Consider the following 13,195-nt stretch of genomic DNA (forward strand, 5'->3'; position numbering starts at 1 on the left):
GTCCCTATTTTTCATTCTCTATATCATTACGGTTCATGACTAGGCTTTTATAAACTGCTCTCGTAATTGACCCACTCGATCTCTTACCGCTGCAGCTTCTTCAAATTCAAGATTCTTAGCATGCTCGTGCATCTGCTTCTCAAGCTTATCGATCTCGTGGCTAATATCTGCAGGTTTAACCAGATAGTCAGCGCCCTGCTCTGCTACCTTGCGCGAGTTACCATACTGCTTACTATCACCCACATCCATAATATCGGTAATACGCTTAATAACACCTCTAGGGGTAATACCATTATCAAGATTGTACTGGTGTTGCATCACTCTGCGGCGATTGGTTTCGGTAATCGCTTTATCCATAGACTTGGTAATGCGGTCACCGTAAAGAATGACTTTACCATTCACATTACGTGCAGCACGGCCAATCGTTTGGATAAGTGAACGCTCTGAGCGCAAAAAGCCCTCTTTATCAGCATCGAGAATACACACTAATGACACTTCAGGCATGTCTAAGCCTTCACGAAGTAAGTTAATACCAATCAGCACATCGAACACGCCGAGTCTGAGATCTCTGATGATTTCAACTCGCTCAACGGTATCGATATCCGAATGCAGATATCTGACTTTGACTCCATGTTCATCTAAATACTCAGATAGATCTTCAGACATTCTTTTGGTTAATGTTGTCACTAGCACTCGTTCGTTAACCGCCACTCGCTTAGCAATTTCTGAGAGTAGATCGTCAATCTGAGTCCCTACCGGCCTAACTTCAATCTCCGGATCCAACAAGCCTGTCGGCCGCACGACTTGCTGAGCAATTTCACCGTCTGATTTATTAATTTCATAATCACTCGGCGTAGCTGATACAAAAATGCTCTGTGGCATTAAGGCTTCAAACTCTTCAAACTTTAACGGACGATTATCGAGTGCAGACGGTAAGCGAAAGCCATATTCAACAAGGTTCATCTTGCGAGAACGATCACCTTTGTACATCGCCCCAATTTGTGGAACGGTCACGTGAGACTCATCGATAATTAATAAACCATCTTTGGGTAAGTAATCGAGCAAGGTCGGTGGCCCATCGCCCGAAGCTCGTCCCGATAGATAGCGTGAGTAGTTTTCGATCCCCGAGCAATATCCGAGCTCAGTCATCATCTCAATATCATATTGAACGCGCTCGGTAATGCGTTGCTCTTCAATCAGCTTATTGAGTTCCAGTAGCTGCTTCTTACGGTCTCTTAACTCTTCTTTGATGTATTCTGTTGCGGCGAGTATCGATTCACGCGGCGTAACATAGTGACTCTTAGGGTATACGGTAATACGGGCAATACGCTTAACAATGTGGCCCGTTAACGGATCAAACAGGCTCAGTCGCTCAATTTCATCATCAAAAAGCTCTACTCTAATGGCATGTTTATCGGAATCGGCAGGGAAAACGTCAATAACCTCGCCGCGAACACGGTAAGTACCGCGCTGAAGATCGATATCATTGCGCTTATATTGCAATTCACTGAGTCGTTTCAGCATATCGCGCTGTTCCATTATCCCACCTTCTCGAAGGTGCAATAACATTTTCATATATGCCTTTGGATCTCCCAAACCATAAATGGCAGAGACAGAGGCAATCAGCACCACATCTTTACGCTCAAGTAGCGCCTTAGTTGCCGACAAACGCATCTGTTCAATGTGTGCGTTAACCGAAGCATCCTTTTCGATAAAGGTACCGGTAGAGGGAACATAAGCCTCAGGCTGGTAATAGTCATAGTAAGAGACAAAGTACTCAACGGCATTATGTGGAAAGAACTCTTTCATCTCACCATAGAGTTGAGCTGCCAGTGTCTTGTTGGGTGCCATGATAATAGTCGGTCGAGACATTTGTTCTATCACATTGGCGATAGTAAACGTTTTTCCTGAGCCCGTTACACCTAATAAGGTTTGACTGGCAACCCCAGACTCGAGTCCATCGACAAGCTGTTTAATTGCCGTAGGTTGATCGCCCGCAGGTTGGTATTGCGATTCCAATTGAAATACAGATTCAGACACTAGGTTATGCTTCCTCATTTTACTTGGGCGCATTTTACCCTATTTAACACTAAGATGGCATGAACCGTAAAATTATCACCAATACAGAAGATTCAAATATAGAGGTGACAGCAGAGGTAATAGCTAGATATACGGCGATCCAAAATGAGTCCCGTACATAGCCTTCACAACAATAGCATTGATATCATGAGCGTTTAAGGCTAGTTCAACGACATACGGGCTACTTTTCCACCTTTAATCCAATGTAACGAATATCGACCACCACAACGTTTATAAGCATTGCTTTATATTAGGAGAATGGGCTTAGCAACATGTTCTTCTTACTAAACGTCTCTACACCCATGTTATTACCGTTTATGATTAATCATATGAAAGTTTGTGACAAGATAACAATCAAGTACTTAGCAAAGTAATTAGGCTACAACGGCCTAGAACAGGCACTTTAATTCACAATTAGGCCACAATAAGCGGTTACAATTTGGCAACACCCCCTGAATAGCAAAAAATTAACTGTTGATTTTTACATCAGTCTGTTTTTAAACAATAAAAAAAAAACTCAACAAATTTGCTCATTTTAAGCTCAAGCCCCTATTCATAGGCTTTAGCAACCGATTTTTTCACTTAACCCACAGGCTTATCCACAGATTTAGTGGATAACTCACTCTAGCCTTGTTATAGCGGGACTTTTAACCAATACTGCTACTGAAGCATTATGTAGCAAGATTTTGTAATTTTATTACATATGAAGTTCTCGTACTCTTCTATTTGAAGCATTGTTTTTATCAATATACTTTGAAAGTAATCGAAAACTACGATTAACTCATTCACTTGCGTTCTAGCTGTTCAGTTAATGACAAATATGGTGCATTCGTCACCATGATGCACATTTGATGAACACTTAACCGCATAAATTCACTTTTTTCCCATTGTTGAGTTGACTCAGTAGTAAGAGCCATTTAATATGCGCTCCGTCTTCAACGAGACGTAACTTAAACGATTCCCCTGTAGTTCAGTTGGTAGAACGGCGGACTGTTAATCCGTATGTCACTGGTTCGAGTCCAGTCTGGGGAGCCAAAGTTTAAGTTAATCAGATATTTATCTGGTAATGTAAAAGAGCAATTCCCCTGTAGTTCAGTTGGTAGAACGGCGGACTGTTAATCCGTATGTCACTGGTTCGAGTCCAGTCCGGGGAGCCACTTTTATATAACCGTTAAATATTGGTAAAAATGCAATTCCCCTGTAGTTCAGTTGGTAGAACGGCGGACTGTTAATCCGTATGTCACTGGTTCGAGTCCAGTCCGGGGAGCCACATTTTTATCAGCGTAAAAGAAGTAAAATGCGATTCCCCTGTAGTTCAGTTGGTAGAACGGCGGACTGTTAATCCGTATGTCACTGGTTCGAGTCCAGTCCGGGGAGCCAACATTTTATTTAAGATTTAGATTTAAAGCGATTCCCCTGTAGTTCAGTTGGTAGAACGGCGGACTGTTAATCCGTATGTCACTGGTTCGAGTCCAGTCCGGGGAGCCAATTTAAAGATACATCAGATATAGGTAGTACTGTGATTCCCCTGTAGTTCAGTTGGTAGAACGGCGGACTGTTAATCCGTATGTCACTGGTTCGAGTCCAGTCTGGGGAGCCAACCTTATCTAATTTAATCTCTGCTTTACCAATACAAGCCTCTCGCTAATCAAGAAATATCGTTCAAATAAAACACTCCTCAAACAAAGCAACTGATATTCAATCTAAAACCTGTTTATAATGCCCATAGTGATACACCTTTTTAGAACAATTTTGTCTTCTATGATTGTGAATGGACTCATTATGACCAGCTTCAGATACTCTCAACTGTTTTTAGTGTTCGTTTTCTGCGGACTCACCTACATTACCTATTCAATCAATCAAACTAATTTTGCCCATAGTCGCGAGCAAGAACTCACCAAATATACAGCAAGTATTGCGACCCAAAGCAATTGGCAAGGTAATGGCAAGGCGTTATACCAACATTTGACGACGAGTTTTAATTTTCAGTTCTTCCAATACATCGACACCAATGACAGTGACAATAGCTTCACTCACGGCAAGTTACTTGCTGAGAGTAAAAGTATTATTCAAAATATCTATCAGATTGACATCCCGTTAACCCGAACACTCGCTAATGGGCGATTGCAGGTCAAGCTTGCCATAGACAAAGAGCTCACTGCGGTATCCAATCGATTTGAATATCAACTGCTGTTAATTTGGGGCACGTTCCTACTCATCAGTGTTTTTAATTTATTGCTTGCGGCACTCCACGCTAAAAAATTGCGCTACAGTTGCAAAATAATCGATGACTTACCCAACTTTACTTTCCATGCGATTCAAAAATCTAAATTAAAGGGAGAGTTCACTCCATTAGCAAAAGTGCTTGAGTCATGCCAAAGCAATTTAAAAGCTAGAGTGGATGAGTTCAATCAAGCTCATGAAAAACTGATTAGAACAGCGTTTCAGGATCCGATTACAGGTTTTGGTACACGCGCTAAATTCACAGAAAAGTTAAATGAAATCTGTTTGCCTAACAGCCAGCAATTGGGTGTATTGGCTATGGTTAGAGCTACTGAACTTGGCGCAATAAATCAGTTACATGGGCGTGAAGCGGGTGATGATTATTTAACACGCATAGCCAACCACATCAGAAAGTCTTTGGTTAAATCACCTAATGCTTATTTTTATCGCATATCGACTGCTGATTTTGCACTCATATTACCCGACATATCCTTAAAAGATGGCACCACAATCATAGAACAGCTTAAGGTTGCCTTTGATGAGTACCAACTGAATTTGGGCACTGATTCAGTTGCTTACATTGGCTTATGCCCCTACCTGCAAGGTTGTGATCCCGTGTCATTAATGACATTGGCCGATACTGCCGTCAGTATTGCTCAAACACTTGGCCCAAATAGTTTTCATGTACAGCAGAAGCTGACGGGTGATGAACTGTTTGGCGATAGCCGTTGGAAAATCGCAATCGACGACATTCTAAAACGGAAAGCGATAAAATTTTACGCTCAGCCAATTCGTCCCTGCCGAACTAATATTGAGTCTTACCGAGAGCTTTTGTCTCGCTTTTACAACGACCAAGGTAAATTCTTACCCACTACCACAGTTATCGCGATGGCAGAGCGCCATGGCATGAGTGAAGAACTTGATAAATTAGTGATATTAAAAACCCTGAGCATGCTCATTAATATGCCTTCGCTTACGGGTCTATTTGGGATCAATATCAGCTCATCATCCGCAAACCAAGAAAGCTTTGTCGCTTGGCTCAAAAATATTTTGGTTCGCCAACGACACTTGGCCGCTAGACTCGTTTTTGAGGTCAGTGAATCAGGGATGCAAACCAACTTATCTGCGACGTATCATTTCATCAATGAAGTGCATAGTGTTGGCGCTCGGGTATCGATTGAAAGGTTTGGTCTCGGCTTTACCTCTTTCAAGTTCTTTAAAGATGTGCGCCCAGACTTTATCAAGCTAGATGGCAGTTATACTCAAGGTATTATTTCAGACACTCATAATCAGTTTTTTGTGAAAATGATTATTGATATAGCAAGAAAACTGATGATTAAAGTGATTGCGACCAGCGTCGAAAATCAACAAGAAAAATTGGCCATGGAGCAACTACTACTCGATGGCCTTCAAGGCTACTATATTGCGAAGCCAACGCCTTTAATCACCGTAAGTAAGAGCGAAAATTTGAAATAGTGCGTTAATTTCACCCACAAGAAATCAAATTTATTTGTCCTTGTTTTCTTTGTGTTGTTTATAGCGTCGGAAAAGCCGATAATAGCCCCAAGATTGTCTAAAAAATGAATTGAGATGAGTGAATATCTCCTATTGTTGGTCGGCACAGTGCTGGTCAATAACTTTGTGTTAGTAAAATTCCTAGGTTTATGCCCTTTTATGGGGGTATCCAGCAAACTTGAGTCTGCTATTGGTATGTCCATGGCGACCACATTTGTGTTGACGCTCGCGTCTATTCTCAGCTATCTGGTAAACCAATACCTGCTATTACCTTTTGATCTCGGTTACTTGAGGACAATGAGCTTTATTTTAGTTATCGCCGTGGTTGTTCAATTTACCGAAATGTTAGTCCAAAAAACCAGTGCCTCATTACATCGCGCGTTAGGTATTTACTTACCCTTGATCACCACAAACTGCGCAGTACTCGGTGTTGCCCTGCTCAATATCAACGAAGACCATAATTTTTTTGAGTCTGCCATATTCGGTTTCGGGGCAGCGGTTGGATTTTCGTTAGTCTTAATCCTATTTTCAGCAATGCGTGAACGACTCGCAGCAGCAGATATACCCGCCCCGTTTCAAGGCGGCGCTATCGCAATGGTAACCGCGGGTCTTATGTCCCTTGCATTTATGGGCTTTACAGGGTTGGTTAAATAAACATGTCAGGTATTGTCATTGCTGTTGTTGTTCTCACAATACTCGCACTTGTCTTTGGTATTTTACTGGGATTTGCTGCTGAAAAATTTAAAGTTGAAGGAGATCCGCTTGCAGAGCAAGTGGAAGCATTACTGCCCCAAACACAATGTGGTCAATGTGGGTATCCGGGTTGCAAGCCTTATGCTGACGCTATTGCCAATGGTGATAAGATCAATAAATGCCCCCCCGGTGGTAATGCCACTATGGAGAAGATTGCTGATCTCCTTGGCGTAGATCCTGAACCTCTCAACGCCACAGAGGAAGTCCAGGAAAAAAAAGTCGCCTATATACGTGAAGACGAATGCATAGGGTGTACTAAATGCATTCAAGCTTGCCCTGTAGATGCCATTTTAGGGTCAGGAAAGTTGATGCATACTGTCATTATCGATTACTGCACGGGTTGCGATTTATGCGTTGCTCCCTGCCCTGTAGATTGTATTGATATGCTTCCTATCGAACAAACAACTAAGACCTGGGATTGGCAGTTAAATGCGATTCCAGTGACACAAGTGCAAGAGGATCCGCAGTGCTAACTTTATTAGAACAAGTTGATAAAGGAACGCTTTGGCGCTCGCATGGTGGTATCCACCCCCCAGAGTTAAAAACGCTATCAAATAAGACCGCTATTGCCGATTTCCCCTTAGCAAAGCAATTTGTCATTCCTATTCCACAAGTGGGCGATAGCGCGTTGCTTAGTATCAACGCCGGTGAGCGGGTATTAAAAGGCCAAGCACTGACAACAGGCACCAGTTTCTCTCATTGCCCTGTGCACGCACCGACGTCAGGCACTATCACAGCCATTAAACAGATGCCCAGCAACCACGCATCTGGCTTACCTGTTTTAAGCTGTGTGCTCGCCGCTGACGGACAAGATGAAGCTATCGAAGCCATTACCAGTGACGTTTCAGCGTTGGATAATCAACAGATCTTAAAAAAGATCCAAGATGCCGGTATCGCCGGTCTCGGTGGAGCTGCTTTTCCGACCCACATAAAACTACGGCCAGCGAGCGACATTGAGCTCGTGATCATCAACGGCATTGAGTGTGAACCTTACATCACGTCCGATGATAGATTAATGCAAGAGCATAGCGATCAGATCCTGTCCGGCATCGCCATTATTGAACGTTTATTGACGCCTAAACGGATCATTATCGCCATTGAAGATAATAAACCCGAAGCCAGTGAAGCGATGCAGCATTCACTCAATCGAAGCGAACTGTCCAGCGACCAAGTTAGGATCACAAAGGTTCCCACAAAATATCCATCCGGCGGTGAAAAGCAGCTAATCCAAATTTTAACAGGTCAAGAAGTACCTTCAGGCGCAATACCTGCCCAGCTTGGTATGCTGGTACAAAATGTCGGTACCGCATACGCAATACAAGATGCTGTCATTAATGGAAAACCACTCACATCAAGAGTCGTCACCGTGACTGGACTTAATAGCAAAAATCCTGGCAACTACTGGATGCCTATAGGCACGCCGATTGAGCATATTCTTCACACTAACGGTTTTAAAGGCGATCTAAACCAAGATAAAGTCATTATTGGCGGGCCAATGATGGGCCACTTATTACCTGATGTCGCAGCGCCGGTGCTTAAAGGGACCAACTGTGTATTATTGCCAAGCAATGAAGAGATCGCAGAAGAACAGCAAGAAATGCCTTGTATTCGTTGTGGAGAATGCGCCGTAGTATGCCCTGCGCTGCTATTACCGCAGCAGCTTTTTTGGCATGCCCAAGCAGAAGAATATGACAAAGCTGCTAGCTTTAATCTTCGTGATTGTATTGAGTGCGGTTGCTGCAGTTATGTTTGTCCAAGTGACATTCCATTAGTTGAATATTATCGCGTTGCTAAATCTGCACTGCGTACACAGTCTGAAGAGAAAAAACAGGCGGATTTAGCCAAACAACGTTTTGATGCGAGACAGCAACGACTGGAAGATGAAAAACTCGCTCGAGAAACTAAAGCAAAAGAAGCTGCCGAACGTCGTAAAAATAACATGGGGAGCACCGACAACAATGCGGTTGCAGAAGCCATGGCACGCATTAAGGCGAAGAAAGCCGCCGAGTCTAATGCTGGAGACACCACTGCAACGGAACCAGTTCAAGATAAAAAGGCGCAAATAGCCGCCGCGGTTGCTCGTGCAAAGGCAAAGAAAGCCGCTCCTGCGGCAACGAATAAACAGCCAGCAGACTCCGGCGATGTTGAAGTCGATGAGAACAATGATAAAAAGGCCAAAATAAAGGCTGCAATTGCCAGAGCAAAAGCCAAAAAGGCACAACAAAACACCACGGTGGTAAAGGATCTCGACGTTACAGAAGAAACTCATGCTGTAGATGAAAAGAAAGCGAAAGTGGCCGCCGCTATCGCTCGCGCCAAGGCAAAGAAGCTACAACAACTTGATTCAGAGCCACTTCAGAGCAACGCGATTGTGGCTGAGTTGGCCACTAAAACAGATTTACAGCTCTCACCTGAAGAGATCAAAAAAGCCCGTATTGCTGCAGCTGTCGCCAAGGCGAAAGCTAAAAAGCAATCTGCTGTTACTGATGCACCAGCCCCGACAGAAAGTAACGTGCTAGATAACGATTTAGGGACTCCGGCAGAATTAACACTGTCCCCTGAAGAGATCAAAAAAGCCCGTATTGCTGCAGCTGTCGCCAAGGCGAAAGCAAAAAAAGCGCAAGCCAAATTGGAAGAGAAGGAATAATTCATGGCATTTAAGTTAGCTTCATCGCCACACTTAAAAGTGCAGCTGCAAACCCAAAGTGTGATGCGAAGAGTCATTTTGTGTGCACTCCCCGGTATCGCTACCCAGTTTTACTTTTTTGGTTGGGGTGTTTTGATCCAAGTATTGCTGGCGATTGCCGTTGCTTTGCTCAGTGAATCTGCCGTACTCAAGCTAAGAAAGCGTCCTGTTCGACCGACCATAAGCGACAATAGCGCAGTCCTAACGGCGTTATTAATTGGCGTATCAATACCCTCAATAGCACCTTGGTGGGTCGTGGTGATAGGTACTGTCTTTGCCATTGTCATCGTCAAACACCTATACGGTGGCTTAGGGCAAAATATATTTAATCCCGCGATGGCAGCCTATGTCATGTTACTGATCTCCTTTCCAGTACAAATGACCAGTTGGGCAGTGCCGTTATCATTAGCGCCAACGCCAATGGATTTAGGGCTAACACTCAAAGCCATTTTTGGAACCATGACGGCAGAGCAACTCAATATATACAAACTGGGCTTTGACGGCATAGCAATGGCAACGCCTCTCGATACAGTAAAGACTGACTTATCACTTGGATTAACCATTACAGAGAGCCTAACGAAAGCCATTTTCTCTGACGGTTACGGCGTTGGTTGGTTTTGGATAAATATTGCCTACTTGCTTGGCGGCCTAGCCATGCTTAAATTAAAAGTTATCCGATGGCAGATAAGTGTCGGCATTATTGCCTCTCTTTTTGTATGCAGTAGCTTTGGTTATTTATTAAGCCCAGACACACACATTGGTCCATTGTTCCAGCTGTTTTCAGGCGCAACGATGCTGGCCGTATTTTTTATCGCCACCGATCCGGTCACCGCTGCGACCAGCGTACGAGGGAGGTTGCTATTTGGTGCCTTAATCGGTGTATTAGTTTATGTTATCCGTACTTATGGGGGCTATCCAGACGCATTTGCCTTCGCGGTTTTGCTGGCGAATCTATGTGCACCTTTCATCGATTATTATGTAAAACCACGTAGCTACGGCCACCGCTCTGGAAACTAATCGCCGGTAAATGGCGAGTAAAACAGCGGAACTCAAGTCAAGTATGTGCCATCGATACTGTGTTTAGAGGCTATATTTTGAAAATCAGTTTAGAGACAATATTTTGAAAAATTCAATGTTAAAAAATGGTTTGTTACTCGCACTATTTGCCCTGCTTTGCACCGGACTAGTCGCAGTAGTCAACCAGCTTACATTTGCAAAAATAAAGCAACAGGAACAGATTGAGCTGGCAAGAGTGTTACATCAGATAATTCCTGATGAATTACATGATAACGAGCTCACAGAACATTGCATAACCATTACATCTGTTGATTTCCTAGGAACTGACAAGCCCCTTCCAGCTTATATTGCTACAAAAGAAGGTGTCGGTATTGCCATCGCAATTGAAACTATTGCACCCGATGGTTACAACGGTGACATTAGAATTATCATCGGCTTAGATAAGTCGGGCACCGTGTTAGGCGTGCGTACACTTTCACATCAAGAAACCCCTGGCTTAGGTGACAAAATCGAGCGAAGAAAATCAGATTGGGTATCTTCGTTTACAGGGTTATCGGTATTGTCAGACAAAGATAAACGCTGGCATGTAAAAAAAGATGGCGGAGAGATAGACCAATTTACTGGTGCTACAATTACACCCCGAGCATTCGTAAAAGCGGTTAAAAAAGCCACGCTATATTTTAATGCACATAAAGACGAACTATTAGATGCACCCGCTAACTGTGAGGTAGGCAATGAGTGATTATAAAGAGTTAGCCTGGCAAGGACTTTGGAAGAACAACCCAGGGCTAGTTCAATTACTGGGCTTATGTCCGTTGCTTGCCGTTACAGCCACTTTAACCAATGCGTTAGGGCTTGGTTTGGCGACATTACTGGTGTTGATTGGTTCGAACATTTTAGTCTCTTTAGTGAGAGATTTTGTCCCAAAAGAGATCCGCATACCGGTATTTGTAATGATCATTGCCGCATTGGTCACCAGCGTTCAGCTATTCATTAATGCTTATGCCTATGGTCTTTACCTGTCGCTAGGGATCTTTTTACCACTGATTGTGACCAACTGCGTCATCATTGGCCGAGCTGAAGCATTTGCCTCGCGAAACAACGTGGCAAAATCAGCCTTCGACGGATTAATGATGGGGTTAGGTTTTACCCTCGTACTGTGCGTACTGGGTGCTAGCCGTGAAATATTAGGTCAAGGTACGCTCTTTTACGGTGCAGACCAGTTATTAGGTGAATGGGCAAAAGGATTAACGATCCAACTCTGGCAAGTCGATACCACTTTTTTATTAGCCATGCTTCCTCCCGGTGCTTTTATCGGAATTGGACTGCTGATTGCGCTTAAAAATGTAATTGATAGTTACTTAGAGGCTAGACAGCCTAAGCTAGAGGAAACAGCGCCAACGCGCGTTAGGATCACGAAAGTTAACTAATACAGGTTCATTTAATCTTAAAATATCATCTTAAAATAATAATAACATCGATGGATACTGGCATATGAACACAGAAAAACGCCGCATTATTTTAGAGCGACTTAGAGACAACAATCCTCATCCTGAAACTGAGCTGAATTTTTCAAGTCCATTTGAGCTGTTAGTTGCAGTGACACTTTCAGCTCAAGCAACCGATGTTAGCGTTAACAAAGCAACAAAAAAATTATTTCCCGTGGCTAATACAGCGCATAGTATTGCCGCCCTCGGGGTTGACGGACTCAAGCAGTATATTAAGACAATAGGCTTATACAACAACAAAGCGATTAATGTCGTTAGAGCCTGTGAGATCTTAGTCGACCAATATGATGGTGTTGTACCCGAAAATAGAGAAGCATTAGAGGCGCTACCTGGCGTTGGTAGAAAAACAGCTAACGTAGTACTTAATACCGCATTCGGCTGGCCTACCATCGCGGTAGACACTCACATTGATAGAGTTTCAAATCGTACTAAGTTTGCGATGGGTAAGAATGTCGTTGAAGTCGAGAAAAAACTGTTAAAAGTGGTTCCAGCTGAATTTAAAGTTGATGTACATCACTGGTTAATTTTACACGGGCGCTACACCTGCATTGCCAGAAAGCCTCGCTGTGGCAGCTGTATAATTGAAGACTTGTGTGAATTTAAAGACAAAATTTACCCTGAAGATTAATAGCGCCTTCACGGTTTATGATAAATATTACCCATAAAAAAGCCGCTTTCGCGGCTTTTTTTAAAACATATTGATAAAGAAAATAGACAGTCCAACCGCAATAATAACGCTAAGCCCTAGCGACATTTTTAGTTCAGTTTGCATCGGTAACTCCTCGAATAAGTTAATTAATACTATAAGATAAATGAGACTTTATCAGGCTAATTTAAACGTTTTGTGATCTGCACACGGTCTAATGTAGTCAAAACTCTATCCTAATAACAAACAGTATCCATCGGCTATATTTTCGATATAATTCAATGAGAAAAAACAACAAATAAAGAGGACGAAATGGCACAGTTACTACATACCATGTTACGCGTAGGTAATTTAGAGCGCAGTATTGAATTTTACACCCAAGTTATGGGTATGAAATTATTACGTAAAAGCGAAAATAGTGAATACAAATATACCCTAGCATTTGTTGGCTACGATGAAGAATCTACAGGCAGTGCGGTGATTGAACTTACCTACAACTGGGGCACTGAAGAATATGACATGGGTAACGCTTTTGGTCATATAGCCATAGGTGAAGAAGATATTTATGCCCGTTGTGAAGCAATAGCGAACGCTGGCGCTAAAGTTATACGTCCAGCGGGTCCCGTTGCTGGCGGCAGTACTGTCATTGCCTTTGTAGAAGACCCTGATGGTTATAAGATCGAGCTAATCCAAATGAGCTCATCTCAGCAAGGCTTGGGATAACGTTTAGACAAAATAAACACAAAAAAAAGCGCCTTTCGGCGCTTT

At 43.0% G+C, this 13,195-nt stretch carries 10 protein-coding genes and 6 tRNA genes; 15 read left to right on the top strand and 1 reads right to left on the bottom strand.

Going from position 1 to position 13,195, the window contains the following annotated elements; all coding sequences use genetic code 11:
• Positions 1-39: 39 nt before the first annotated feature.
• Entirely contained in the window at positions 40-2,040 is a 2,001-nt protein-coding gene (gene uvrB / locus L2729_RS14630; protein ID WP_248988931.1) for an excinuclease ABC subunit UvrB, read from the bottom strand.
• A gap of 998 nt (positions 2,041-3,038) precedes the next feature.
• Here uvrB and L2729_RS14635 point away from each other — a divergent pair.
• From L2729_RS14635 to gloA, 15 genes are all read left to right on the top strand, one after another.
• Positions 3,039-3,114: transfer RNA gene (locus tag L2729_RS14635), tRNA-Asn, on the top strand.
• Between the two features lie 46 nt (positions 3,115-3,160).
• Positions 3,161-3,236: transfer RNA gene (locus L2729_RS14640), tRNA-Asn, on the top strand.
• Between the two features lie 37 nt (positions 3,237-3,273).
• A tRNA-Asn gene (locus L2729_RS14645) sits at positions 3,274-3,349 on the top strand.
• A 34-nt stretch (positions 3,350-3,383) separates the two neighbouring features.
• Positions 3,384-3,459 (top strand) — tRNA-Asn (locus L2729_RS14650).
• 32 nt (positions 3,460-3,491) lie between these two features.
• Positions 3,492-3,567, top strand: a tRNA-Asn gene (locus tag L2729_RS14655).
• Between the two features lie 36 nt (positions 3,568-3,603).
• A tRNA-Asn gene (locus L2729_RS14660) sits at positions 3,604-3,679 on the top strand.
• Positions 3,680-3,861: 182 nt separating this feature from the next.
• Positions 3,862-5,778, top strand: a complete 1,917-nt coding sequence (locus L2729_RS14665; protein ID WP_248988932.1) for an EAL domain-containing protein — start codon at positions 3,862-3,864, stop codon at positions 5,776-5,778.
• 114 nt (positions 5,779-5,892) lie between these two features.
• On the top strand, positions 5,893-6,471 hold the full coding sequence (gene rsxA / locus L2729_RS14670) for an electron transport complex subunit RsxA (protein WP_101092056.1): 579 nt from the start codon (positions 5,893-5,895) through the stop codon (positions 6,469-6,471).
• 2 nt (positions 6,472-6,473) lie between these two features.
• Positions 6,474-7,043, top strand: a complete 570-nt coding sequence (gene rsxB, locus L2729_RS14675; protein ID WP_248988933.1) for an electron transport complex subunit RsxB — start codon at positions 6,474-6,476, stop codon at positions 7,041-7,043.
• Positions 7,037-9,217 (top strand): electron transport complex subunit RsxC, encoded by a 2,181-nt coding sequence (gene rsxC / locus L2729_RS14680; RefSeq protein WP_248988934.1) that lies wholly within the window; start codon positions 7,037-7,039, stop codon positions 9,215-9,217. Before rsxB ends, rsxC begins: the two co-directional genes overlap by 7 nt.
• Before the next feature lie 3 nt (positions 9,218-9,220).
• Entirely contained in the window at positions 9,221-10,273 is a 1,053-nt protein-coding gene (rsxD, locus tag L2729_RS14685) for an electron transport complex subunit RsxD (RefSeq protein ID WP_248988935.1), read from the top strand.
• A 103-nt stretch (positions 10,274-10,376) separates the two neighbouring features.
• On the top strand, positions 10,377-11,015 hold the full coding sequence (gene rsxG / locus L2729_RS14690) for an electron transport complex subunit RsxG (RefSeq protein WP_248988936.1): 639 nt from the start codon (positions 10,377-10,379) through the stop codon (positions 11,013-11,015).
• The gene (locus L2729_RS14695; protein WP_248988937.1) at positions 11,008-11,703 is read left to right on the top strand and encodes an electron transport complex subunit E; all 696 of its coding nucleotides are present in this window, start codon (positions 11,008-11,010) and stop codon (positions 11,701-11,703) included. Before rsxG ends, L2729_RS14695 begins: the two co-directional genes overlap by 8 nt.
• Positions 11,704-11,767: 64 nt before the next feature.
• A complete protein-coding gene (gene nth / locus L2729_RS14700; protein ID WP_248988938.1) occupies positions 11,768-12,409 on the top strand; it encodes an endonuclease III in 642 nt (213 codons plus the stop codon).
• A 330-nt stretch (positions 12,410-12,739) separates the two neighbouring features.
• Positions 12,740-13,150 (top strand): lactoylglutathione lyase, encoded by a 411-nt coding sequence (gene gloA, locus L2729_RS14705; protein ID WP_101092049.1) that lies wholly within the window; start codon positions 12,740-12,742, stop codon positions 13,148-13,150.
• Positions 13,151-13,195: the final 45 nt, after the last annotated feature.

The organism is Shewanella gelidimarina, from assembly GCF_023283945.1.
Taxonomy (GTDB): Bacteria; Pseudomonadota; Gammaproteobacteria; order Enterobacterales; family Shewanellaceae; genus Shewanella; species Shewanella gelidimarina.